Here is a 25,170-nt window from a genome sequence, read left to right as displayed (position 1 = left end):
GTGTCATGAAAAGGACGCTGCTCGGCTTGTGCTTCCTTGTTATAGCGATAGTCGTGTCTGCTTGTGGAAACAGGGCTGAGAGCCATTCAGCTTCATCTTCGATATCCACTCAACCAGTCAAGGGATCGAGCGTCTCCGAGGAAAACCTGCACAACCTGTACTTGGCAGGAGGTTGCTTCTGGGGTGTGGAGGCATATATGACTCGTATTCCGGGGGTTCAGGATGTGACTTCCGGTTATGCAAACGGTGAAGGAGAGAATCCAACCTATGAGGATGTTATTCGCGGGGACCAGGGGTTTGCGGAGACTGTTCATGTAAAATATGATCCGCAGCAAGTATCTTTGCAGAAATTGCTGGAATCTTATTTTCGAGTGATTGATCCTACCAGCTTGAATAAGCAGGGCAATGATCGTGGCATTCAGTATCGGACTGGAATATATTATACGTTGCCTGAAGATGCTGAAATTATTGAACAGGCTGTAGAGGCAGAGCAAGAAAAATATGACCAACCCATTGTAACGGAAGTAATGCCTCTGCAGAATTATTATTTGGCGGAGGAATACCATCAGGATTATTTGGAAAAAAATCCGAACGGATATTGTCACATTGATATGACTGTCCTGGATGACCTGGAGATTGGGATTGATCCCGCTCAATATCCACGTCCAACAGATGAACAATTAAAGGAACGATTAACAGACGAACAGTATGCGGTTACGGTAAACAATGATACGGAGCATGCGTTCAGTAACAAATATTGGGATAATGAGGAGCCCGGTCTGTATGTGGATATTGCTACGGGAGAGCCGTTATTCACCAGTCGGGATAAGTATGATTCCGGTTGCGGGTGGCCGAGTTTTACAAAACCGATTGTACCTGAGGTTGTTACCTATACAACGGATACGAGCTTTGGTATGAAGCGCACGGAGGTACGAAGCCGGGCAGGAGACATCCACCTTGGGCATGTGTTCGATGATGGCCCCGAAGATCGTGGCGGCAAACGTTACTGCATTAACAGTGCTTCGATCCGGTTTATTCCGTTAGACAAGATGGAGGAAGAACGATACGGGTATTTATTGTCTGACTTTATTAAAAGATAATAAGGCCATAATTTAGAACGGTTGAGATCTCTCTATGAGGGATTTCGACCGTTTTTTATGTTGTGGCATCTAACAAAAACGGAGGTAGGCTTCAAAGATGGTTCCATCATTGTTATAATTGATAATCATTATCAATTATAGGTAGGTTTTTAGTCACAATGCCAAGGTATTGTGTGTGTTTGATCGCTTAGGAGAGGGAGTTTATATGGGAATTCAGAATGACATCAAGCTGTGGGATCAGGTACAGGTTCGCGTGCTTGATGTGCGTCTTATATCACTCGCAACACACGAGTTCATACGCAATTATGTGTTACCGACCAGTGCATTTGTGTATGTTCAAGGCAGGGGTCAGGTCTGGCTGGATGAAGAGGTATGGACTACAAGCCAGTTCTTGCTGCTGCATGGGGGGAAAGGAAGACGTCTGACACTTGAAGCGTCAGGGGTTACGGAAGTACATCTGATTTTGTACAAATCAACCTTGCCCTCCAATGTGCTGTTGGAGTACCGAATGATGTTGAACCAGCGCAATCCGTTTGAAGAGTCCTGGGCGACAGCACCGGATCATACGCTTGAACTACGTGAGCTTGTACGGAATATACATGAATGCTGGTCAGGACAGGCACAAGTGGGCAAAATTCAGGTCAAAGTGTATCTCTTTCAACTGGTACAGCTTGTCTTGTTACAGCGGAGTCGCATGTTTAACGAAGTTCAACAGCCTTCGCTTACCGATCAAGTTTTGCGATATATCAAAGCTCATTACCGGGAATCAATCTCACTTGATTCGCTTGCCCAGTCCTTGAGTTACAGTCCGCAATATGTATCACGCAAATTCAAGGAACAGACGGGATGTACACCGACAGAATATGTGATTCGGTTACGAATGGGTGAGGCAAGGAGTCTGCTTGCGTCCACAGAAGCTTCATTACAGGAGATTGCTGCGTATGTGGGTTATATGGACCCGTTTTATTTCAATCGTATATTTAAAAAAGAGACCGGTATCACACCAGGGCAATATCGATTGAAGCAGCAGGAAAACTCGAAATCAGTTTCGAAAAGTGCATTAAATGCAACAAATGAATCCATTGTAACAGGAGGGGATGAACGTTATCCTTTAATTGATGATGATAATCATTATCAATATAAGGGAGATGAGGAAATCAACATGTTTAATCATTTTAAATCAGCGATCATGTCGCTTGCGCTTGTACTCACATTAAGTGCTTGTGGAACAGCCCAGCAGGGGGCAGAAAAATCCGAAGTTGCGGCTGAACCCGAACAACCGGCAGTCGTGGAAACGCAAATGGTAAATACGACCTTTGGTGAGGTAGAGATTCCTGCACATCCGGAGCGAGTTGCTGCCATTGATTATCTGGGAACGGTGCTTGCTCTTGGTGTCAAACCGATTGGTGGAGGCCAATTTCTGATGAACAGCCCTTATCTGGAAGGTCACTTGGATGGTCTTGAGACAATAGGGGACTCCGTTGAACAATTGATGGAGCTGGAACCTGATCTTATTATTACATTGAATCCGGACAAGGCCGCTTATGAGAAATACAGCAAGATTGCTCCAACCGTTTCGATCGCATCCATCACTTTCCCGACACTCAAGGACGAAGTAAACTATTTTGGTAAAGTCCTTGGCAAAGAAGCGGAAGCAGAGAAGTGGCTGGCTGATTTTGATGAGGAGATTGCCAAAATCAAGCAGGAAGTGCAGAGCGTTGTTCCAGCTGATGCTACATTCTCCGTTATGCAGGAATATGATCGCCAAGTCTTCATTTTTGGCAATCAGTCGGGTCGGGGAGGGCGTAACATCTACGAATTGCTTGGTTTGCAAGCACCAAAGAACATTCCATCCGAGTTGATGCAGGGCGCTTATCATGAATTCTCTATAGAACTGCTCTCCAAATACGCTGGAGATTACATTGTACTCACCAGCAACTCTCAGCTGAAAGACCTTCAGGCAGATCCGATCTGGGGTTCATTACCAGCTATCAAAAATGGAAATGTGTACATATGGACGGAAGAACAATCCTGGTTCCGTGACCCTATCGCCTTGTTGAAACAGACACAGGATCTGGCTCAATGGATTATTGGACTTAATACACCGTCTAAGTAAGAAACTTCAAAAAAACCGTGCTACCCAGTTTGCTGAGCAGCACGGTTTTCATATTCGTATGTATGACTGAACAGTAGGAGGGGATTAGCTGCCTGTACGGAGATGAAATAGCAGTGTGATTACTTTATAAGCGTTTATTCGCTCTTTGGTTCGTTCTGAATTTCTTGCAGATCCTCCAGTTGCAGTGTGAGGTCATTCTCGGGGTTTGCGCTCACAATGACTTCTGACTGTGATTGTTGTTGACCTGGCTGGTTCGACTTGGCGGCAGGTTTGATCACGTAGAGACTCTGAACCGAGTTGAGCAGGCTGGCAGGGGTATCTTCATACGTTTCCAGGAAGAGTACATAGTCTTTGGTAGGAATCAGCTTGAGGTTGTCATCATTAATAATCTCGGTGTTGCCTAGTTGTCCGCCAAGCTGCTTCACTTCAAGTTGTTCCCCGGCAGTGTAACCGCCCTTATAGGATTCAGCGACCTGAATCGTGTGGATCGTATAGATTTTGTCAAAAGAAGATGGCTCTCCGCCCGGATCGGACGCGGGGTTTAACTCGTTCTCATTTGCAGCATCAGTAACTTGTACGATATCGTTTAAAGCTTCCACACGAGTCTCAATAACACTGCCTTTCACAATCGTATTTGCTCTCTCGGACAGGTCGCCAATGCTGGCATAACTCGGGTAATCTTCAGAAGCAATAATGGTCATGGGTGCATCGGATGGGGACGCGGTAGGTGTGACAGAAGAACATCCAACAGCAGATAAAATGAAAATGGAAGAGAGAAGCAGCGTTAATACTCGATTTTTGTTCATGGATAGGAATCCTCCTTGGATTTTAGAATAAGTTCGTAGCGGATTAGTACTTGGATCTTACGTTATTGATATCAAAAGTTTGGGGTTTGGTCATGGAGTTGCGGTTGCGGGAGTAAGACATAATGGAAGGACTGCTTGTTGTTGGGTTGTCACCGAGCCAGATGGAGTGTCCGAGTTCGTGCACAAATACGCTTTGAATGAAGTTGGATAAGTTGGTTGCGTCAGGGGTGATCGTGGATGCATTGAGTTCGATGCGGAAGCTTACGACTTGACTGCCGGATACGGAGGCGTAGTTGACACCATATGCTGTATTATTGAAGTTTCCTGCGGTGATGGTGTTTGGGGAGTTACTTGTTTTGGTGAATTTAACTTTGGCACCTGCATTGTTCCAGTTGGTAAGGGAAGCGTCCATGGGTGTCTGCCATGCGGAGGCGTAATTATACGTACGAATGGGGATGGTGGTGCTGGGATAACCGTAGGTCAGAAAAGTTGCCGCATAGATGGTACTGCCAAACATCGCAATCGCTGAGAACAACATGATGCTCATCAAAAACTTCCTTTTCATACTTAAAACCTCCAATAAATGTATTTTATTCTCTATTATAGTAACAAGTAATATTTGAGTTGAAATGAGTCCGAGGTCGTTGTTTTTGTCGTGAAAAACATGAAATATATCTTGATCAGACCCTAATGGTGTCAAAATAAGTCATTTTCTGTTCGATATGCATGCATAATTTCCCTGAAATAACAAACAATACGTTCAACTTCTCACAGGGAAAGGTAGTGCTTGAGCATGTGCAACCGTTTTTCATTGGCAGCCGATTTGGACGAAGTCAGAGATCATTTCAAAATTCAGCGAGTGATGTATTATTACAAAAACCGATACAATATCAGCCCAACCCAGCATACGCCGATTATTCTGCATCAGGATGGTGAGCGTGTATTGGATGAGTTCCGGTGGGGGTTCATTCCATTCTGGGGTCGTGATGCCGTTAACGCAAATCTCATGACGGTGCATGAGAATCCTTCCTATTACAAACTGGTAGAGACCAAGCGCTGCGTCATTCCCTGCAATGGATTATATTACTGGCGGCAAGAGGGCAAGAAAAGTTATGCGGTTCGTGTTGTCATGCCGGATCGCGGTCTGTTCGGTATTGCCGGGTTATACGAGGTGTGGAGAGATACACGGAAAGAGCCGCTTCGTACCTGCACGATGCTTATGACAGGCGCAAACATGGTTACACGCGAGTTTGGCAGTAAAATGCCGGCGATCCTCTCCGAAGAAGAAATAAACACTTGGCTTGACCCGGCCAATACACGGGTGACTCAATTGTTACCGCTATTGAAATCGTATAACAGTACAGAGATGAATCTGTATCCAGTCACCCCAATGGTCGCCAACGATGAACACGACTGTTACGAGTGCGTAGAAGAGATGGATCAGAAGCTTGCTTACGTTCGGAGTTTCTGATGAATAATTGGGGTAAATTAATTGTAGATGATAGGGCGAGATGTCAGAAGACATACTGCCCTTTTATTTTTGATGAATTGTCAAGCGAAGTGCGACAGTCCCTTGGAAAAGGATACGTACGCGGTTCTCCACTCCAAACTTTATCGTGGTCTATTATTGATGAGATCAAGCGAGTGGGCAATTTCTTCATCCCCACTCGAGCCAAATCTGTACCCTTCGGAAAACTCGAGAAGCAGCCCGTTCGCATTTTCATTTGAACCTCGTTGCCAGGAGGAATATGGATCCAGCGAAGTAAACCTCTAGCCCATGGTTTACATTTACTTTTGCATAGCAAGCAAACTTCCTTCCCAAGGTCAGCCGTGGCGGTTAAAAATGTTCCTTTGGGTGCTGTGAATGGCTACACGAGGGTCATTTTCATCGAAAGTGCGATGCGATCTGGCATGAGGATGGCGGTATATAGACGTGTCTTGCGTGCGTGAACTTAGCTACGTATCTAATTATTCCACCACTGGATAGGGTCGTGTCCAGCTCCCAGTGTCCAAACGTTTCACGAGAACCGGCTTCCTTCGGACAATCCGAAATGGACTTCCCAATGGCAAATGTATTGCGAGTTTCTGACGCTTCCCTTTATGTCTAAGAACGTGCAGCATACCTCAAACCAGCCTTCCCATGTAAATCCAACAGTCGATGTTATGAAGGAAAAGGTAGTAGACCCTCGACGCGGAAACGTTCGGTAATTTGATCTGGAGACCAGGTAGCCTTCAGCGTTTCCTCCAGCAAAGCGGTCACCGCATCTGACCGCTTCGCTGGAGGAAACGGAAGCCTTATGATGTTCCAGATAAGCATTCTGGGCGTGTTCTGCTTCGTAGACTTTGGACGAAAATGCTCGCAATAATTCACGGCAGAGGTCCAAAGGATGTCTGCCTAGTTCCTTGGCAATCGTTCGTGAGCTCATGTCTTGCTGCGGTAGGTTATCTAGCTTAATGCGTTCGATTATGCTACGATATGTGTAGCTCATGGTGGCTTCTCTTTGTGTGCATGATTGTGTGAGAACTTTCATTCTACACGAATCCCGCCAGGGGCCATTTTCTATTTCCAGTAGGTGTTGCCACTTCTTAATACAATCCGTCGAGAAATAATAAGATTATGTCTTATAGTAAGGACTGTATGTCTAAAATATTCCCTTTAAGTAATGATGTGTCATGTCTTCGCGAGGCTTGAGGTGGTATAATTCATGTCATTTTCGCTAATATTCCACATTTATTTGATCGTTCAGTACGTCTGTGTAGGTTTTATAATTGGCTACTCTCTTTATAAAGTATTTAAAATTCAATTGGGAGGTACTGAAGATGAATGAACCAGGTTTAGAAAAGGATGATTTTAGTCAGGTTTCCGACGCTAGGCAGAAATGTGTTCAAAATAGTGATTCTCTTCTGTTGGAAAGTTCGAAACGAGGCTATGATTCTTATATGAAGGAGAAAATTCTTCCTATTGAATTGCCGATTGTTCAAACTTTTTTATCTCATGCTTATTCATTAGCCATTTTACAAAACACAATTTCTTACAAAGGCTGGTTTTTCACCAACTATATGCAGTTGTATACATATTACAATCGAAAGAATCCTCTCGGTGATTATAAGATTGATTTCTTCTCCTGCAAGGGAAAATACCCAGATGTTCCATTTTTTGAATATTATAAAATAAATAAAGAAATATTTGTAGAAATGAAAAATGATATAGTAGAATTCTCCATACAGATGCTTGACAAAGAATATTATATAGAATCCGGTATTGATGAATTCTACTGGCCAAATAAAAAATCATACAATCAAAAGCATTATCATCATGATAATTTGATATTTGGTTATAACCTAACTAACAGAGTATTCTACTATCTTGGTTATGACAAAAATATGGTTTTTGGAAAGTATTCAGTGGATTTTGCAAGTTATACAGATTCTTTTATTTATAATAAAGATTCCAACTTGAGAATGATTAAAAGCTACAATAGGGAATTGTTTGACGCTGACAGCAGATACATATATCACGATAACTTGGATTTTGATATTAGAAAATTTGCGCAGTATCTATCAGATTATATTAATTCAAAAAATTCTTTTATTTCTCATACGGGAAGCGATTTTTCTATATTCGGGATTAATGTGTATTACGATATAATGGAAAAAATAATATTAGATAGAAATATAGGAAAGGACATGAGGTTATATCGATTGCTATGGGAACATAAGGTAATAATGCTCCATCGTTTAAAGTATCTTAGTGACGTGCAAATAATAAGTAATAAAGATACACTTTGTGAAGAATTCTCTAAATTAGAGCGTGAATTCTTTATTGTAAAAAATATGGCAATTAAGTTTTTGGTAAATAACAATCTTGACCTGCTTCAGAGTATACTCAAAAAAATTGACACACTAGCACGTGCTGATAAAGAGTTATGCGAAAAGTTATTATTAAGCTTGAGTTGAGATTTAAACAAGCGATTGCATTTAGTCGCTGAAATAGAGGGGGAAATACAGCCGCAGCCCTCACATTCTAATGACTGCTCAAAATCTAGCGACTTCATTGAACGTAAATGTATCACAAATAAAATACTTTTTTGATCAACTGCCCCCTTTTGAAAACGATTCAATTCATATAACTTCAATAACTACAAATAAAATTTGTTTGCGTTGTATCAACGCTTACACTTCTTCTGGAAACGGAGAACTGGTTGACACCTATATAAGAAATCGGTTGGGACAGAATTTGAGCATGATCAAGTTATTTGTTGGTCAGGTATTATCTCCAAAGTATTCCAGATATGTTTTCATTTCATGAGGTGCTCCTTAGAGATTGTTCCAGTGTCGAAACATTTCGTTATTATAAATAAGGTGCTGAAAACAAAATAGAGAAAATATTCGCTTATCAAAAGGTGGAGTTTATCAAGCATGAACATGTGGTCCCTGATGGTCGGACTATTTGCATATACATCGTTTATTTGAAGAATTCAAGAGACTACACCACTGATGACCGATCCTGTTCGACAATTCTGGTTTATCGATGAGGACGCTGGAGTTCGAGTGGGAGTTCACTGCTATCCTACGCAAGAGTACATATTAAATGGGTCTATTGGGTCTATACAGAACCTTCCCTATTTAGAAGAAAGATAGTTATGGCGATTCTTCAAGTGCAAGCGGCGGATTTAGAGAAGATCTTGGAGCTGGATTCAGGTCTTCCTGAGAATCTAACATTACAAGACTCCTGAATCATATAGGGATTGAGCAGAAGCATACGAAAAATTCATTCAACGAACACGGAGCAGTAGAAAGAATGCAAAAGGAAAGTGAACATTAATAGTGATCTTTACGGATTACTCTCAGAAGCTTATAAGACTGTTATTTCACATTGGGAGGAGAGCTTGGTTTCATCAAAAAGCCAGCAGATTCTTGTAGTAGGAAAAACGTAGGAAGCCGTTAAAAGGCGATTCAAGCGCTTAATGAATGAGATGTTTTACAGCTTGCCCGTGAGCCAGAGAATACGTTTGAAGAATGCAATCAAGATCTATACAAAGGAAGGTCAAGAGATTGGATTCGAGGCGAAAGATTGGGCAACTATCTTGGCCTATAAGATGGATCGAATTCTTTAATTCATTAACTTTAAATACGGCTGAAGTAGAGAAAGGTTGTTTGTATCCGAGCGAAAACAATACCCACTTCGTTTGATCTACTGAATGGGATACCGTTATTTCAAATAATCGCAACCATATTCCTTGAGGTCCATGGACTTAGGATAGATGAGTACATGAACATGCACTAGTTTGGGCATTGCATCTGAATAAGGTGAGTCGGGACGTGGAAAGAGCAAGGGTTGTATAGCAAGCTCATTGAACCGAAAACGCGTCTGTACATAGCGAGTCAAATGCCCGATGCATGTTTTCCCCGCCACTGAATCATTCTTTTCGAGTGGTGGTTGTTCAGGCGTGCGCAATGAAATTTACTCTCCATGAGCATTTCACAACCTGCTGCACTAGCATCACAAAATCGGTTTCATTTCGGGGCGGTGCCATCTAATCCCCCATGATCAGGCCCATGGTCAATTAAAACAAGCAACAACGCTGAGTGTGGCATGACGGAGGTACTCTAACTATTTGTGTTTCAACAAGCCTGTTTAATCGGAAAGGTCGGATGAAGTCGTTGGATGCTTGTCATTCATTAAAGGACACAACCACGTGTACGCCATATGAGTGAAGCGGTGGCGTCGGAGTTTTTATGAGACGATTTTTGCTCCAGATGGTAAGAGATAAAAAGGAATTTTTTGAAAAGAATTTACAACTGCCTAGTTTTCCTCGAAATGTGAAATATCTGTCAAAGTATCTGAAGACGGGGACATTACGTTGTACATTAATCAGAAGAAGATTATCAAGTGATAGATAACCAGAATCGGTGATCCTGTCAGTATTTTTGACATTGTCTTAGCATCATTTCACCTTAATTCGTGCCTAATAAATAATCACGGTGGTTTGTTGATTGGAAGCAGATCTTGTTCCAATCATTGGAGGATTACGCTAAGAACAGCCTCACTGCTTTATTTCGGTCAGCAGAAAAAAACCTAAATTTTATAAAAAAGGAGTTCCCGAATACGAATAGGACCCCTCCTTCTTCATATCACGAGGAAGATGGATAGCGGAAATTGCTAAAATAGCAGGACGACTAAAGTTTTTATTTACATCCAATCTCATGTTAATTTAAATACATGTGAAAAGCTATAAAGTATTTCAAATATGATCTAAAAAAAGGGCGCCAGATGACTCTATTGAAGAGGTATTAAGCGATAAAAACGGGAGCATATATGTATATAGATAATAGAATGTTAAATGAGCAATTACTAGAGTATAGGTCAGTTCGTGTTGCATATACATATATCCACTAAATAAGAAATATGTAAATCAATTTGAAGAAATCCAGAAACAAGCACGTGCACAAGCAAGGGGAATATGGAGTATAGAAAACTATGTTCAAGACAACACCTTTGTTGAACCTAAGCCTGAGATTAAGGATGAACCAGTGTTGTCACTCGAGCACCAATACGATAAAGCAACTTAGCTGGTTCTTCGGATTCTTATGATGGTAGATTTAAAGCGAATCGATTATGGATGAGGATAGCGAGCTTAGGGATACAACGTGTATAAGATCACACTTTATTTTTAGATGGACCAGATCATTTTTGATGAAGGTACAACCATCAAGCGTAGTAGGATTAAGCTGTGACAATTTCCGAAGGGGATTAATTTATTTTAAATTATTTAATATTGAGTAATAAATGTTATTAAACTCTTTTTCTTTGTTGTAGATTCTATTTATTAGCTCTTTACATTTATCTATTACCTTCGGGTTGTAGTTTTCTGAAAAGATGGCTTTAGCAGTGAGGTTTCTAAGTAGACTCCAATCATAAATAATTTGATCAATTGTAGTAACAATTTCATTGTTTTGCCTTAGGTCTTCTAAAACACCAGTATTATATTGTTTTAAAGTGACTAATTTGTACTTTTGGGAACATTTTCTATATATAGTGCTACTTAAAGTCTCTAAAATGTCTTCGTTTTTTATTACACAACTGTAGTTTTGGCTGAAATGCTGTATATGTTCTAGAGAACTTTCAATATCAAATTGTTTTGAAATAATGTTATTTACGTATTCTATGTTAATCTTATTGATATCATTCTGATCTAATGAGTTAGAGTTATCTTGTAGAGTGGATGCTGATTCATATTCGATATAGAATTTCGAATTGTTAGCTATTAGATCTTTACAACATAAATAAAACTCTGCGAAGGGCACACGATATTCTTTGTATTCTGTAATATCATCTATAATAAATACTTCCTCTGACACAAAATCAATACCATATACTATAACGGGATGGATCCCATGCTTTCTGTGAAAATAGAATTCACGTCCATGTTGATGAAAGAGATCAATTTTGATACTAATAGGATTTCCTTTAAGTAGAGAACTTGCTATTTCTTTGAATAGATTGTCTTTATAAATAGATTTAGTTTTTTTATTTATCCCTAACGAAACTAAAAGGTCATCTTTATTTCTGAATTCATTAACTTCGAGTTTAAAATAATCTGTTGATTGTACTTTATCAATATCGAATTTATAAGTATTAAACACATTATTTAATATAGGAAGCTCATTCTTTCCAAAATAAATTGCAAGCGTTAGGAGGGTGTTATACTTACAATTCATAAACGGATGTCTGTTTTTAGGAAACATTTTCTTCATGCCATTAAAGGCTTTAAAATTCTCTAAAATATAGCCCTGCATTAATAACCACATCCCCCGTAGTGATTTCCTTTATTTTAAATATAATATTTTATTTTAAATATAACGCACTTAAAGTCATTTAAGTAGTGATCTTAGGACTAAAAAGTGAGAACTTTTAAATCGCGTTTAACTACTAGGCTTAATCGACTTATCAATATTTAAACGAAAAAATTAAATTGATAAGTATACTATCGTTGTGTGTGAACGTATACTTTAGTGCCATGTTTCGGTTTAATATAGATAGATCTAACAACTCTCGTGTTTACTCCAAGAGATTGTCTATCTTCTTCAAAAAGTTATTATCGTGTAAATATTATATCCTAATCTAAAAGAGTCTTTGTATGCTCCCATAAAGCATAAAATGGCCTAATATCCATTTTATTTTGTGATTTTTTATCACTAATAAGGAAAATTTTGAGTTTACCATACACCTCAGTTTCGAAGATGGGGTTCTTAAGTAAATATTCATTACATTTGAGAGGATATAGATTTTAAAAAATCCAATTAATTTTAGTTTTGATATAGGGAGAGTTTTAGCCGGCAAATGAGTTCAATCCTCCAAATATATCTTCTAATCTATCTTTTTTATTACAGACCTCTTAAGAGTCAGGGTCCAAATGTAATGTGCTTTGGCATAGATAAATTAAATCATAGTATTATTTACAAGATTTTATAGTATTTTCATGTATTTTATATCGTAAAATTTTTGTAGTCAAATTATTTGAATTTTTTGGATCTACTCGGTCGGTGTAGCTATCTCGCAATACCCTGCAGGTATTTTCCTCACAGCACTGCTGACCGAGGGAAGGAGGTCGCTTGCTATGCCAATCTGGAAAACATTCACGACGTAAACGTTTATTTTGCTGATCCGTATTCATCTTTGCAGTGTGGGTCCAACAAGATGAGAATGGCTTGCTTCGAGAATTTTTTTAAAAGGCACAGGATTTCGTTCAAGTGGAAGATGAAGATCTCGCCCACTCAATACACTTAGTTAATCATAGACTACGAAAATATTGGGTTGGAATGCGGCTTACGAATCTTTTATAGAGGAATTGTCACACTTGGTTAAACAATCTATAACAAAAAAATTAGCTCAGTACTTTTATATTTCTATTCGAACTTTAATGGGGTTAAGATTTGTGTAAGAGTGTAAAGTGTAGTTTACATGGATTTCTATTTTCAATGTACTGATACTCTCGAAAGATTAATTCTATAGGATTTTATTAAGCCTTGCTGTGATTATCTTTGGGAAGGTAAAAGGTTAATAGGAAATGCATTGTATGAATTTAACAAAATATAGTATTTTTTAGATGTAATGAACAAAGGTTAGAGAGGATTTTAAAATACTATTAGTATAGCTATAATATTTATAAAATTTGTCTAGCTCAATAAACCTTAATTAGAACAAAAAACTATTTAGGAGAGTTTTTAAGATTTTATATATTACAGAAGTGATTGAAAATAAAGTCTATAAAATGTAAATTATGAACATGAAAAGATCCATTACTATTTACTATTGTAAAATGATAATTAGAAATATCTAAGATGATATTCTTATTTTAGTATCTTGTTGTTATAAATATAAACCTTAATATACAGTAATTTTATCACCTAAATTATAATCATTTATATTCATGTTTATAAATCAAAAAAATGATGAGGAAGTGTGAGATATGCAACAATTAAGTAATGAGTCTCGCTTAGTTTTATTACTAACAAAAGCTAGTCTTAGTGATTCAGAACTTGACGAAGTTGATAGACTCTTCTCAAAACATTTCAACTGGCAGTCATTCTTTGGCCGTGTGTATTATCACAGAGTTACCGGATTAGTGAGTGAAGCAATGACAAAAAAAAAGTTTAAAAGTTGGATTCATAAAGAATTCAAAAACTCAATTTGGAGTTCTGCTGAAATGTTTTTTTTGCGTAGTCAAAAGGAATTAAAATACATTCAACAACTTCACAACTTACTTGTTCAACATGAAATAAAGTATGCTTTTCTAAAAGGGGTAGAATTAAACTATACTATTTATTCCCGTCATGGTTTGCGTATATCTACAGATGCTGACTTGTTAGTACATCCAGACTCTCTAACTCTATTCAATAAAGTAATAAACCAATTAGGATACATACAAGGTGATTATGATTATTTAAAAAAAATTACTCCAGTAGACAGGAGTAAAAAAATTCTTCACAAGATAAACTCACATGAGTTATACCCGTATATGAAAATTATCAATGAGCCTGGACTAGATGTTCAAATATTAGATATTCATCACTCAGTTCAACTAGGAGAAGGCGTTAAAAATCATAATAAACATTTTGTTGAAGAACTTTTGGACAGATCAGTTTTACAAAATACATCTTCTCTTAGCTTTAGATCACTCTGTGCAGAAGATTCATTAGTATTTTTATGTGCACATCTTGCTAAAGATGCACAATCAACATTTTATAAACAAAGAGGAATGAACCTTCAATTATACAAATTTTGCGATATTCACCATTACATTAAACGTAAGCGCATTAATTGGGAAAGGTTCTTTGAAGTCGCTGAGATTTTAGGTTACATTCAAGAGATTGAATATGCACTATATTATACTGAAGATTTGTACCCAGGTACTATCCCAGAGGGAATCGAGTGTAAGATAAGTAACAAGGAACCAGGATGGTTAGCAGCCCGATTATTTAAGGAATCAGAGGAGGTTTAAAAATAGTGATTGATCTACATCATCATTCAAATCATTCTGATGGAAAAGCAACTGTAGAGGAATTATTGAAAAAAGCTATCGAGACTGGCATAGCAGTAATGTCGATTACCGATCATGACACATTAGCTGGACAAGAAAAGGCCTCTTTTGTAGCAAATTTGATGGGTATTAAGTATATTCATGGTATTGAGCTTTCAACACAATTTGACAATAAATCTGTTCATTTGCTCGGCTACTTTGCGAAGTTACCCTCTAAGAACGCACGTAGTAAATTGGATAAATATTTGCTGAATTTGCAGGTGAAACGAATGCGAGCAAAACGAGAATGTAAATCAGAAGAAATATCTATGCCTATAAAAGATGCGTTAGAATTTATAAAAAGTCAAAATGGATTTGCCATACTGCCGCATCCCATTTTGTATTATGACCGTTTAGATTATCTGCTCCCTTTAGTGGACGGCATTGAAGCAGTATATCCTTCACACAGTGAATATTTTATTTCAGAGATGGTAGGAGAAGCGGAAAGCCGAGGATTGTTTGTTACTTCTGGGAGTGATTTACACGGAACCATACGTTCTAAGGAGTTTGATCTAATTTTAGCTAAATATGGGGAATTTACTAACGGATTTATAGAAAAATTTTTCGGCAGGTTGATTCCATGAGAATAGCGATTTTCTCAGATGCTCATGGAAACCTCATAGCTTTGAAATCCGTTTTAGAAAAAATTAAAAAAGAAGGTTCCATTGATCAAATTTTTTGTGCTGGTGATCTAATTGGAGGAGGAAGTTCTGTCTCTGAAATGGTAGAAACTTGTCAAAAATTTGATGTTCAGTGCTTACTAGGAAATTATGAACAATTACTTCTAGACTACGATACTTATCATGTGCGTGTATGTCCGGAAGAAGCAAAAACGACTAGTACACTTGTTCACTGGATGCGCCAGCAGACTAATAAAAATGTTGAAAACTGGTTGAAGAGGCTGCCAATGAACATTAATATAACGCCAACACCAGGAAGCACATTAACGATATGTCATGCAAGTCCATTAGACTGTTGGATTGGTGGATCGCTGAACATAGACGATGGGCAAATGGACGAACTTTATGGATCCTGGAATTCTAAGTGGATTGCTTTTGGACATGCTCACGGTTCATTCGTAACAACATACAAAGATAAGGTTTTGGTAAATGTTTCGTCTGTATCACAATTAAGAGACTCTAGCTCATATGCAACCTATTGCATTTTTAGTTATCAGAACAATCGATGGTCAATCAATATTAAGAAAGCAGAATTTGATCTCTACGAATCTTTTAAAAATATTCGCGAAGCCAATATTCCAGAGGAAATATTATGGAGAGCTCAGCCGTTTTATTAAATATGTTAGTTCCGGATAGAGGTGAGTATTAATTTGAGCAGGATTCATTGTCTTTTTCTTACGAGCAAAATTCTCTACCGTATAGAGCCATGGTCAGTTGTTCTCTTTTATATAGGCTCTATATTAAACGTACTACTGTTTATATCAGAATTATTTCTTGTGAAGTACATAGTAGATGCATTTCAACAATGGTCTGCTGAAACGGCTTATCACACCATTATAAAAACTGTAATTTTACTCGGGGGAATTCTGTACTTACAAGGGATCGTTGGCACTGTTACTGCAATGAGTATGAGCCGAATAAATGAAGTTTCTTTGTATGAACAAGAACGTTTAATCTTGGACAAAACAATGAAGCTCAAGTTAATTGATATTGAGTCTCCACTGGTAAAAGATATACGATTTGAAGCGCAGCGTGTTTCTTTGATTGATAATATGCTTAAAGGCATGAATTATTTATCAAGCATGCTTCAAGTACTTATACTAGCTTATTTGGTAACTTTCCTTGGGCACTGGTTGTTAAGTTTGATTGCACTTTTAGCATTTGTGCTTCAAATGAGTACACAATCCAAGGCTTCGGGTGGAATTGAAAAGATTATACGTGAACAAGCAACCTCAAGGCGTTTTAGTAGTTATTTAGTGACCCTTCTCACTGATCGTATAAGTATCAAGGAGTTAAGGATTTTCCATGCTGCAAGTTATTTGAAGCAAAAATGGTTGCGCTTACAAACTGGGAATATGACTGAAGTACTGAAGGGTAGCGTTAAAGGTGAACTAATAAATATTTTACCAAGTCTGATAATGATAGCGTTAAGTGGATTTGTTGCGGCAGCAATCGTTGCATTACTGGGATATAAAGGTGAGTCGGCGGGACAATTTACTTTACTATTTACTGCTATGACAACTCTATTTACTCAAATGCCAGCGCTCGCAAGACTTCACGGCGAATTAAGAACCAATTCAATAGTTTTCAAGAAGCTCAATCTCTATTTAAACATTGAAGAAGAAAGTTCCTGTGGGAAAGTTAATGAGGCAAGAGAGGAATCTTCAATAAGCATTAACGTAAAAAACTTGTCATTCACTTACCCAGACTCCAACAAACCTTCACTGGACAAAATCTCCTTTAATATAAGATCAGGTCAGACTGTCGCAATAGTTGGAGAGAACGGTTCAGGAAAATCAACACTCCTAAAATTATTGCTAGGTTTATATGAGCCAAACAACGGGGAGATTTCATGGAAATCAAATGACAATTATATAAGTTCAATTGAAGGTCGTCGCGCTACTAGAGTCGTCTTCCAAGAGTTTCTAAAGTTGCTACGAAGCGTACGAGAAAATGTAGCTTTGGGTGACATTAAAAGTATAAACTGTGATGAAAAAATTGAAAATGCGTTGAACAACGGGGACTTAACTGGTTTTATCAACTTTAAGGATGATCAGTTGGGCCCTCAGTTTGGTGGGAGAGATTTGTCAGGTGGACAATGGCAACGTCTCGCAATGGCAAGAGCATATTTTCGGGATTCAATTTGTACGGTTTTTGACGAACCCACGTCTGCTCTTGATGCACAATCGGAATTGGAAATGTTCAAGAAGCTATTTGAACTCACAAAGGATCAAACTACTATTATTGTCACCCATCGCTTAAGTTCGGTTCGCTTTGTTGACTGGATACTAGTAATGAAAGATGGAAAATTAGTTGAAGAGGGGAGTCATACCTTCTTAATTTCACAAGGTGGGGAGTATACCCGAATTTATAACTTGCAATCATCTTGGTATGAGTAAGGAATGAGGTGAAGAATGAATAATATAAAATTCATACACCATTTAAGGGGAATAGTACGTTTACTAATCCCTATTTGGAAGGTTATGCCTATAAGGATGACATTGTGGCTCCTAATACCCACTACTATGGGATTTTTGATTGTACCTGTGTTTATAGCTCAAAAACAGCTAATTGATATTATGGTAACCGATTTGACTATAAAACCTTGGAAAGATATTCTAACATCTGCATTGCCGTCACTCATCTTATTTACTAGCGTTATGCTGATTCAGGAGATTATGGAGGTGTTTCGTAGGTGGATGAGTTACTCACTTACCGAGAAGGCAACGATTTACGTACAGGAACAGATCATTGACATGTCTTCAAGTGTTTCCTATGCATCCTTTGATAGCCCTGTTTTTCATGATAGGTTACAACGTGCTCAGGCATTCATTGGTAAAGACTTGGTTGGTATGTTTAATGATACAATTCAAGTAGTAAAAGTTGTATCAAATTTGATTGGCTTATTAACAGTAATCCTGTCTTCCGGTTATTGGTCGGCAACAGTAATAGTACTCGTAATGATCATCGTAAATTTGTTCATTAAATTGAGGACGGAAATAAAAGTAAGAAGATTAAACCGTGAAATGACACATGATGGTCGTATGGCTGATTATTTAAGAGGATTACTAACAGAACCAATTGCGATTCGAGATATGCGGTTAAATGATTCTCTTAGTTTTATCAGTGGGATATGGGGGGACATTAGTCGTACACAACATAGCAGGCGTTATGGAGCGCGACGGAATGAAATCAAAATTGGTGGTGTAACCGGTTTAATTCAAACGACTGCCATACTTCTTGTATTAATGCTCATGGTAGGAGAGCTAGTTGAAGGTTTGATTACAGTAGGGATGATAACCGTCATGTTTATGTCAATGACCCGCGTTGGTAGTCAAGTCATTACACTTACATGGCCTTTAAGCAGGCTATATGTTCAAGGAACTAAAGCAATTGACTTAGTCGAATTCCTCCATCATAAAGATGATTTTTTATCTGATATTGCAGACAAAGCTGCTGCATTTGATGCACCAGCTCTACTCAACATCATGTTTGAGAATGTATCTTTCCGGTATCCACAATCAAATGAAATGGTACTTAAAAAAATAACTTTTGATATTCGCAAAGGAGAAAAAATTGCAATAGTTGGTGAGAATGGTTCTGGAAAGTCGACTCTTGTGCGATTATTAATGAACCTGTACAATCCGATTGAAGGAAATCTCCTGTGGAATGGTATTGATATTAAAAAATGGGAAATTAATAATCGTATCACTGCAGTATTCCAAGATTTTCTCCGTTATCAATTAACACTTAGAGAAAATGTTTCTATTGGGGATTTTAATAAATTAAAAGATGATAGTCATATTATTAAGGTACTAAGAGATTGCGGGCTGGGTTCATTATACGAGGAACTGGGGACTCTGGATGCTCCACTGGGACGGCTTATAGAGAATGGCCGGGAACTATCAGGTGGACAGTGGCAAAGACTTGCGCTAGCCCGTGCAATTATTAGTGATGCTGATTTAATTATTTTGGACGAACCCACTTCAGCACTGGATCCCAGTGCTGAAGTGGAAATGTTTAAGCAATTCCAAGAAATTTGTAAAAATGCAACTTCAATCTTTATTTCCCATAGACTCGGCTGGGCTCGTTATGCAGATCGAATTCTTGTGCTCGAGAAGGGAGAATTGGTTGAGATCGGTACACACGATGAACTTATGCAAGTTAATGGTGTGTACGCCAATTCATATCGAACACAGGCTTCTTGGTACAAAAAGGAGACGACGATAAAATGAATAATAATCTTTTTTTAGCAGATCTAGATACGAATGAAAAAATTCAATGGGACGGTTTAACTGCTGCTGTAGTCGGTGTATTAAACTCTAGGGTTCACTCAGGGTTTGGAGTGTATGGATTTCCAGCCAATGAAATTGGGGATATTTTACGAGATCATTACCAAAATTTCTCTTGGACTATTAACGAGAAAGTGGCATTTGAAATGGCTCTGGGGGTTTCTGCCACGGGAAGACGAGCAATCGTTCTGGTGAAACAAGCGGGTATGAACCCACTTTACGATTCCCTAGTAAATGCTGCGGTTCACGGGATTGGAGGAGGGATAGTCATATTGGCTTGTGATGATGTGGGGTGTGAGAAATCGACTGTTGAACAGGATTCTCGTACGATTGGTTACAGTGCGCGAATTCCCATTCTTGACCCTAACAGTGCTGCCGAAGTATGTGATCTAATGCCAAGAGCATTTGAACTCTCCGAATCTTGCTCTATCCCAGTTATGGTAAGACTGAGCTCACGATTAAAGGAAAGTAAATTGCAAGAAGAGATGCCTGAACGATATTTAGAGGGGGTACTAACTTCATACCGCGTAAATCGGCATGTTGCGCATGACCTAGCCAAAATAGGGCGTATGCATCACTATAATAATGTTACTTTCCCAAAGATGCAGTCTTTTGCAGATGCTTGGCCAGTCAAATCAAATATTTATTCAAGTTCGAGGGTGGGTATTATTACAAGTGGTGGCTTCGAAGAACTAATAGAGAATTTAGATGTTTCATGGCTTCAATTAACGGTAGTCTGGCCGCTACCTAAGAAACAAGTTTTATCGTTTCTATCAAGCCATGAAGTAGTGGTGGTTTTAGAGGAGACGGACCATTTCTTAGAGTCACGATTGTTCGAAATTATTCTGGAATGCGAAATTAATGTGAAATTAATGGGGAGAACAAACGGTTGCTTTGCTAAAAATGGGGATATTAAGAGGCAAAGAATAGAGAATGTTATCCACAAACTTAGTATTGATCTTCATGTAGAATCAGAACAAAAGGTACCAACTTTACGAGGGACTAAACTCCCGGAACAGTATCCACCACTAGTGAAGGCTTACAAGACGATCAGTGGGTTTGTTAGAGAATGTAAGTGGCAAGTAGCAGTTGATGTAGGATCTACTATGGCCCTAAACCATGATCCATATAATGCTGCGGAATGGAGCTACTGTCTAGGTTCACCGATAGGTGTGGCGGCTGGAATTGCCAGTACTAATGAAAAGTCATTAGCTGTGATCGGAGACTATGCATTTATGCATTCTGGTGTTCAAGGGCTTATTGAGGCCATGAACCAAGCGATTCCATTAAAACTAATTGTCATCTGTGATTTTATCTCTAGAAGAACCGGTAATCAACCACATTGCTTGACACCAGGACAGCCCGGAAAGAAACACCTACATTTAGATCAAATAATAAAAAGTTGCAATGTTAATCATTTGTATGAGCTGAAAGTTGACGAAAATACACCAGAAAATTGTATCATAGAACAGCTACAAATTCTGTATGATAACCGAGAAGCAACTGTACTAATCCTGACAATATTATGATAATAGAAATATTGGATTTATTGAACAGGCTGTTTATGTTAACTTATTGCGACTTTAGATTCCTATAAATAGTAAAATCTTTCTGCTTACTTACTCAATGAGAAGTGCATTTTGCAATCATACGACTTTCAACATTCATAGGTCTATAGATACTAAAAATATTAGAATGATACTTTCGATACTTGTAACTTTGAATCATGTTATTCGTCCTTTTGGTTCGCAGTAACTAACAGAAAAACTTAAATTTATTCTTTTCTCGAAGACGTTTTTAGATGCTTTACTTTGTGCATAAGGAACCAAGAGGTGTTTAAGGAATAGGAAGCGAGAGTTTAAGTACAGTTGAGATCGTAATACGAAGTATTTCAGATTCAAGGTGGATTTGCGAATACGTACGTAACTCAACTGACGGCAATGCTGCAATTACTCTTAGGTGTCTTTATAGCCAATGAAGTATTGGTTGAGTATCGAGGACTTCGCAGCAGATTAATTTAGGAAATAGTAAATAAGTTAGAGGAGAGGAAAGAAATGAAAGTTGTAATTGTTTGTGGAGGGCGCGGATTACGAATGGCAAACGAAACGGCTTTTAGGCCGAAACCTATGATTCCAATTGGAGGAAAACCAATTATTCATCACATAATGCAGCGTTTTGCTGAATATGGGTACAACCAGTTTGTTTTATGTACTGGATATAAAGGAGAACTTATTCATCAGTACTTCACAGACTCGTCTAATTATCCGACTTCTTGGGACGTAAATATTGTAGATACAGGTGAAGATGCATCATCTGCTGAACGTGTTCTTCGTGTTAAATCTTTACTAGATGAAAAGTTCTTTCTTTGCTACAGCGACGGACTAAGTAACTTTAATGTAGATTCAATGGTTAGGTTTCACGACGAGAAAGGGTTACTATGTACCGTACTTGGTGCACATCCGGTCTCGCCTTACGGTCTAATGGAAGCGAGGGATGGCATTGTAACTCGTTTTTCTGAAAAGCCCGTTATAGAGAAAATTATAAATGGAGGTTTCTTTGTAATGAATAAGGCGGCGTTAGATTATTTCGATAACCACTCTCTTATTGAGGAGGCACCAATGACTCGGTTGACAGAAATTAGACAACTATCCGTGTATGAGCATCATGGCTACTGGAGCAGTATGGACACTGCAAAAGATATTCAACGATTAAACAGGCTTTGGGAAACAGGTAATATTCCATGGTTAAGGGAGGTGAATTAAAGATGAATAATTATTGGAATGGAAAACAGGTGCTCGTTACTGGATGCGTTGGATTCTTGGGTTCTTGGCTGACGAAGTCTCTTGTAGAACATGGAGCAAATGTGGTAGGCCTTTATCGTAATCTTTATCCGACTTCGCTGTTACATAAATTTGGACTTGATCGGCAAATTAATCTCATACGTGGATCACTAGAGGACCGAGCTGTCATCGAACGGATCGTTGAGAAATATAGAATTGAGACTATCTTCCATTTAGGTGCACAGACTGATGTACAGGTTGCCTTTCGTAACCCTATTGATACGTTTCAATCTAATATAATGGGCACGTGTAATATATTGGAAGTCGCTCGACGATCTTCAGGTGTAAAACAAGTTATAGTGGCGTCTAGCGATAAGGCCTACGGTACTGTTGATCAGCTACCTTATACTGAAGAAATGACACTGTCGGGTCGATTTCCATATGATGTCTCAAAGAGTGCCACCGATCTTATTACACAATCTTACTACCATACATTCGGTACACCAACTGCTATAACAAGGTGTGGAAATCTGTATGGAGGAGGGGATTTGAATTTTACAAGGATTGTTCCGGGGGTAATTAAGTCGATTATCCACAATCAGCAATTCATAATACGCAGTGACGGAACCTTTACAAGAGACTACCTCTATGTCAAGGATGCAGTGAATGCTTACCTTTGTCTTGCTGAGGGCATGGAGGCTAATACCTCTATTCACGGACAAGCATTCAATTTTAGTAGCGACAAACCTTATACGGTGCTAGAACTTTTCAGGGAGATAGCCCGAATTAGTGGAAGGACTGTACAGGTGCCCTTGATACTTAATGAAGCCAATCACGAGATTAGAAACCAACACCTTAGTAGTGGCAAGGCAGGGAACATTTTAGGTTGGACTGCCGAATACAATCTAAAAGATAGTTTGGAAGAGACATTCAAATGGTATTCTGAATTTTTAGAATAAACCTTAGCTGATCGGCTGTAAACTGATTACCTATTGTATTTCAGAGAGGACGATAAGTGTTATGTTGACGAATAACAGAACAGAATATGACTTGACTAAAATACCAATGGTCGAAATATTCGAAACTATTGAAGGCGAAGGTATGGCTGCAGGTTTACCTACCACGTTCATACGGCTATACAATTGCAATCTTCGTTGTTCATGGTGTGATACCAAATATAGTTATGCACCGGCCAAACCAGAGTTTACGGCGACAATTTCAGATATTATTGAACAAGTTAATAAGTTCGGTAACCATAATATTTGCTTAACAGGTGGAGAGCCGTTACTAGACAAAAACAAATCGAGTCTATTAATACAAGCATTATCTGATTTAAGTTTTGTAAAAGAGATTCATATCGAAACCAATGGTGCAATTGACCTGATGCCATTTATTAATATCAGGAAATCAAATTCTCAAATATCTGAGAAAGTAAGATTTGTTCTAGACTATAAGCTCCCTAATAGTGGCGAAATGGGGAAAATGAATTTGAATAATTTAGGTGTACTAAAAGACTCTGATGAACTAAAGTTTGTCATTGGAAGCGAGGAAGACTTTTTAGTGGCACTCGATGTTTTGAACAAATATCACAAAAGTGGAATTGTATTGATGAGTCCTGTCTGGGAGACAATGGCTCCAGCGCGTTTGGCCTCTCTTATCCTTCAGCATAAGCTGTTAGATGTGAAGTTAAATATTCAATTGCATAAAATTATCTGGGATCCAGACGCAAGAGGGGTTTAATAAAAAAACAATTATAGGGAGGAAAATGAATGGGGAAATTATATACCTTAACTAAGCACTTCTGGATTTCATGTGCGCATAGTGTTCCTGGAGCAGGAAAGTGTGAGAGAATACATGGACATAATTATAAAGTTATCTTCTCTGTAGTAGGTAGGGAACTTGACGAAAAGCAGATGCTAATAGATTTCAGGGATGTAAAACAAAACTTGGAAAAAAAATATGACCACCACTACCTTAATGATTTTCCAGAGTTTAAGGATTCACCTCCCTCAACTGAAAAAGTAGCTGAAGTTTTCTACAATATTATTGCAGATATGTGTAGATTAAAAAATAATTCACCTCAAGTTAAATGGGTTGAGATACATGAAACTAATGAAGCACATGCTAGGTTTGAAACTCTAGCATAACGAAGAAAAGAAAGGACTAAATATGAAATCACATACGGTAGACTTACAAGTTAATGAAAACTCCAAACTGGTTGAAAACGCTTTATTGGGATTAGAGAGCCTTATTCAACTATGCGGGGATGATCCTAATCGAGATGGACTAATAGAGACACCTTCTCGTGTGTTACGTGCTTTCTTGGAGTATACAGCGGGTTACCAAGAAGATCCCAAAGACCATTTGACTAAAGTATTTGACATAAATTATCAAGATATCGTTCTTATAAGAGATATAGAAGTACATTCAATGTGTGAACATCATTTCGCTCCATTTTATGGAGTAGTGCACATTGGCTATATCCCTAGGAGTTATGTTACTGGATTATCCAAAATTGCCAGAATGGTTGAGGGTTATGCAAGAAGATTTCAAGTTCAAGAACGCTTTACTGAGGAAATTGTTACTGCTATTGAGGACATGCTCGAACCCGAAGGAGTCATGGCAGTAGTTTCTGCTAAGCATATGTGTATGTGTGGAAGAGGGATACGTAAAAGTGGGGCTACTACTATTACGAAATCCACCAGAGGCATATTTCAATCTAATGAAATCAAACAGAATGAATTTATGTACCTATTGCAATCATCTATAACTAATCTGTAAGATCATTATTTTATGGATGTCTCATTCCTAAG

Annotated in this window: 19 protein-coding genes and 2 pseudogenes; 17 read left to right on the top strand and 4 right to left on the bottom strand. The window is 38.4% G+C overall.

All coding sequences use genetic code 11. From position 1 onward, the window contains the following. Window positions 1-5: 5 nt before the first annotated feature. Together msrB and J7E78_RS05385 are read left to right on the top strand one after the other, a co-directional pair. Window positions 6-1,100: a peptide-methionine (R)-S-oxide reductase MsrB gene (gene msrB, locus J7E78_RS05390; RefSeq protein ID WP_215075286.1), complete on the top strand. Its 1,095-nt coding sequence runs from the start codon at window positions 6-8 to the stop codon at window positions 1,098-1,100. 205 nt (window positions 1,101-1,305) lie between these two features. Next, complete coding sequence (locus tag J7E78_RS05385; RefSeq protein WP_215075285.1) at window positions 1,306-3,216, top strand: AraC family transcriptional regulator; 1,911 nt, start codon at window positions 1,306-1,308, stop codon at window positions 3,214-3,216. A gap of 134 nt (window positions 3,217-3,350) precedes the next feature. On the opposite strand, the gene J7E78_RS05380 is transcribed toward J7E78_RS05385, so the two are convergent. Both J7E78_RS05380 and J7E78_RS05375 read right to left on the bottom strand, forming a co-directional pair. Continuing rightward, the gene (locus J7E78_RS05380) at window positions 3,351-4,022 is read right to left on the bottom strand and encodes a hypothetical protein (RefSeq protein ID WP_215075284.1); all 672 of its coding nucleotides are present in this window, start codon (window positions 4,020-4,022) and stop codon (window positions 3,351-3,353) included. Window positions 4,023-4,065: 43 nt separating this feature from the next. Beyond that, window positions 4,066-4,587, bottom strand: a complete 522-nt coding sequence (locus J7E78_RS05375) for a zinc metalloprotease (protein ID WP_215075283.1) — start codon at window positions 4,585-4,587, stop codon at window positions 4,066-4,068. 228 nt (window positions 4,588-4,815) lie between these two features. Between J7E78_RS05375 and J7E78_RS05370 the strand changes: the two genes are divergently transcribed. Next, window positions 4,816-5,493, top strand: coding sequence for an SOS response-associated peptidase (locus J7E78_RS05370; RefSeq protein ID WP_091016984.1), 678 nt, complete (start codon window positions 4,816-4,818; stop codon window positions 5,491-5,493). A gap of 140 nt (window positions 5,494-5,633) precedes the next feature. Here J7E78_RS05370 and J7E78_RS30175 read toward each other — a convergent pair. Further along, window positions 5,634-6,511: pseudogene (locus tag J7E78_RS30175) on the bottom strand (IS30 family transposase). Window positions 6,512-6,842: 331 nt separating this feature from the next. Here J7E78_RS30175 and J7E78_RS05360 point away from each other — a divergent pair. Together J7E78_RS05360 and J7E78_RS05355 are read left to right on the top strand one after the other, a co-directional pair. Beyond that, window positions 6,843-7,979: a hypothetical protein gene (locus J7E78_RS05360; protein ID WP_215075282.1), complete on the top strand. Its 1,137-nt coding sequence runs from the start codon at window positions 6,843-6,845 to the stop codon at window positions 7,977-7,979. Window positions 7,980-8,989: 1,010 nt separating this feature from the next. Beyond that, window positions 8,990-9,139, top strand: coding sequence for an HIRAN domain-containing protein (locus J7E78_RS05355; protein ID WP_215075281.1), 150 nt, complete (start codon window positions 8,990-8,992; stop codon window positions 9,137-9,139). Window positions 9,140-10,781: 1,642 nt separating this feature from the next. Here the strand turns inward: J7E78_RS05355 and J7E78_RS05350 are convergent. Further along, complete coding sequence (locus J7E78_RS05350) at window positions 10,782-11,822, bottom strand: BtrH N-terminal domain-containing protein (protein WP_215075280.1); 1,041 nt, start codon at window positions 11,820-11,822, stop codon at window positions 10,782-10,784. Window positions 11,823-12,568: 746 nt separating this feature from the next. Between J7E78_RS05350 and J7E78_RS30170 the strand changes: the two are divergent. The 12 genes and pseudogenes from J7E78_RS30170 to folE form a co-directional block, all read left to right on the top strand. Then, window positions 12,569-12,886: pseudogene (locus J7E78_RS30170) on the top strand (IS30 family transposase); the annotation flags it as partial. A 609-nt stretch (window positions 12,887-13,495) separates the two neighbouring features. Beyond that, window positions 13,496-14,527, top strand: coding sequence for a nucleotidyltransferase family protein (locus J7E78_RS05345; RefSeq protein ID WP_215075279.1), 1,032 nt, complete (start codon window positions 13,496-13,498; stop codon window positions 14,525-14,527). A gap of 5 nt (window positions 14,528-14,532) precedes the next feature. Beyond that, window positions 14,533-15,189: a PHP domain-containing protein gene (locus tag J7E78_RS05340; RefSeq protein WP_215075278.1), complete on the top strand. Its 657-nt coding sequence runs from the start codon at window positions 14,533-14,535 to the stop codon at window positions 15,187-15,189. After that, complete coding sequence (locus J7E78_RS05335) at window positions 15,186-15,902, top strand: metallophosphoesterase family protein (protein WP_215075277.1); 717 nt, start codon at window positions 15,186-15,188, stop codon at window positions 15,900-15,902. The genes J7E78_RS05340 and J7E78_RS05335 overlap by 4 nt, the downstream gene beginning before the upstream one ends. Before the next feature lie 33 nt (window positions 15,903-15,935). Further along, window positions 15,936-17,684 (top strand): ATP-binding cassette domain-containing protein, encoded by a 1,749-nt coding sequence (locus tag J7E78_RS05330; protein WP_215075276.1) that lies wholly within the window; start codon window positions 15,936-15,938, stop codon window positions 17,682-17,684. 15 nt (window positions 17,685-17,699) lie between these two features. After that, the gene (locus J7E78_RS05325) at window positions 17,700-19,520 is read left to right on the top strand and encodes an ABC transporter ATP-binding protein (RefSeq protein ID WP_215075275.1); all 1,821 of its coding nucleotides are present in this window, start codon (window positions 17,700-17,702) and stop codon (window positions 19,518-19,520) included. Next, the gene (locus tag J7E78_RS05320; RefSeq protein WP_215075274.1) at window positions 19,517-21,106 is read left to right on the top strand and encodes a thiamine pyrophosphate-dependent enzyme; all 1,590 of its coding nucleotides are present in this window, start codon (window positions 19,517-19,519) and stop codon (window positions 21,104-21,106) included. The genes J7E78_RS05325 and J7E78_RS05320 overlap by 4 nt, the downstream gene beginning before the upstream one ends. A gap of 525 nt (window positions 21,107-21,631) precedes the next feature. Beyond that, the gene (locus J7E78_RS05315; RefSeq protein WP_215075273.1) at window positions 21,632-22,339 is read left to right on the top strand and encodes a sugar phosphate nucleotidyltransferase; all 708 of its coding nucleotides are present in this window, start codon (window positions 21,632-21,634) and stop codon (window positions 22,337-22,339) included. Between the two features lie 2 nt (window positions 22,340-22,341). Then, window positions 22,342-23,316 (top strand): GDP-mannose 4,6-dehydratase, encoded by a 975-nt coding sequence (locus J7E78_RS05310; protein WP_215075272.1) that lies wholly within the window; start codon window positions 22,342-22,344, stop codon window positions 23,314-23,316. Between the two features lie 61 nt (window positions 23,317-23,377). Next, window positions 23,378-24,097 (top strand): 7-carboxy-7-deazaguanine synthase QueE, encoded by a 720-nt coding sequence (locus tag J7E78_RS05305; RefSeq protein WP_215075271.1) that lies wholly within the window; start codon window positions 23,378-23,380, stop codon window positions 24,095-24,097. Window positions 24,098-24,126: 29 nt separating this feature from the next. Beyond that, window positions 24,127-24,504: a 6-carboxytetrahydropterin synthase gene (locus J7E78_RS05300; protein ID WP_215075270.1), complete on the top strand. Its 378-nt coding sequence runs from the start codon at window positions 24,127-24,129 to the stop codon at window positions 24,502-24,504. 22 nt (window positions 24,505-24,526) lie between these two features. Then, complete coding sequence (gene folE / locus J7E78_RS05295) at window positions 24,527-25,138, top strand: GTP cyclohydrolase I FolE (RefSeq protein ID WP_215075269.1); 612 nt, start codon at window positions 24,527-24,529, stop codon at window positions 25,136-25,138. The last annotated feature ends 32 nt before the right edge of the window (window positions 25,139-25,170 follow it).

The sequence above is a fragment of the Paenibacillus polymyxa genome (genome assembly GCF_018614975.1).
GTDB classification, from domain to species: Bacteria; Bacillota; Bacilli; order Paenibacillales; family Paenibacillaceae; genus Paenibacillus; species Paenibacillus polymyxa_E.
Note: the sequence above shows the minus strand (reverse complement) of the source record. Positions and strands in the feature narration are given on the sequence as shown.

What these genes read in the sequence shown, in the direction of transcription:
- J7E78_RS05345 (WP_215075279.1), top strand. Translation starts at nt 13,496, where the DNA reads ATGCAACAATTAAGTAATGAGTCTCGCTTAGTTTTATTACTAACAAAA.
- J7E78_RS05370 (WP_091016984.1), top strand. Translation starts at nt 4,816, where the DNA reads ATGTGCAACCGTTTTTCATTGGCAGCCGATTTGGACGAAGTCAGAGAT.
- J7E78_RS05325 (WP_215075275.1), top strand. Translation starts at nt 17,700, where the DNA reads ATGAATAATATAAAATTCATACACCATTTAAGGGGAATAGTACGTTTA.
- J7E78_RS05380 (WP_215075284.1), bottom strand. Translation starts at nt 4,022, where the DNA reads ATGAACAAAAATCGAGTATTAACGCTGCTTCTCTCTTCCATTTTCATT.
- J7E78_RS05360 (WP_215075282.1), top strand. Translation starts at nt 6,843, where the DNA reads ATGAATGAACCAGGTTTAGAAAAGGATGATTTTAGTCAGGTTTCCGAC.
- msrB (WP_215075286.1), top strand. Translation starts at nt 6, where the DNA reads ATGAAAAGGACGCTGCTCGGCTTGTGCTTCCTTGTTATAGCGATAGTC.
- J7E78_RS05385 (WP_215075285.1), top strand. Translation starts at nt 1,306, where the DNA reads ATGGGAATTCAGAATGACATCAAGCTGTGGGATCAGGTACAGGTTCGC.
- J7E78_RS05310 (WP_215075272.1), top strand. Translation starts at nt 22,342, where the DNA reads ATGAATAATTATTGGAATGGAAAACAGGTGCTCGTTACTGGATGCGTT.
- J7E78_RS05350 (WP_215075280.1), bottom strand. Translation starts at nt 11,822, where the DNA reads ATGCAGGGCTATATTTTAGAGAATTTTAAAGCCTTTAATGGCATGAAG.
- folE (WP_215075269.1), top strand. Translation starts at nt 24,527, where the DNA reads ATGAAATCACATACGGTAGACTTACAAGTTAATGAAAACTCCAAACTG.
- J7E78_RS05335 (WP_215075277.1), top strand. Translation starts at nt 15,186, where the DNA reads ATGAGAATAGCGATTTTCTCAGATGCTCATGGAAACCTCATAGCTTTG.
- J7E78_RS05305 (WP_215075271.1), top strand. Translation starts at nt 23,378, where the DNA reads ATGTTGACGAATAACAGAACAGAATATGACTTGACTAAAATACCAATG.
- J7E78_RS05355 (WP_215075281.1), top strand. Translation starts at nt 8,990, where the DNA reads ATGAATGAGATGTTTTACAGCTTGCCCGTGAGCCAGAGAATACGTTTG.
- J7E78_RS05300 (WP_215075270.1), top strand. Translation starts at nt 24,127, where the DNA reads ATGGGGAAATTATATACCTTAACTAAGCACTTCTGGATTTCATGTGCG.
- J7E78_RS05315 (WP_215075273.1), top strand. Translation starts at nt 21,632, where the DNA reads ATGAAAGTTGTAATTGTTTGTGGAGGGCGCGGATTACGAATGGCAAAC.
- J7E78_RS05320 (WP_215075274.1), top strand. Translation starts at nt 19,517, where the DNA reads ATGAATAATAATCTTTTTTTAGCAGATCTAGATACGAATGAAAAAATT.
- J7E78_RS05375 (WP_215075283.1), bottom strand. Translation starts at nt 4,587, where the DNA reads ATGAAAAGGAAGTTTTTGATGAGCATCATGTTGTTCTCAGCGATTGCG.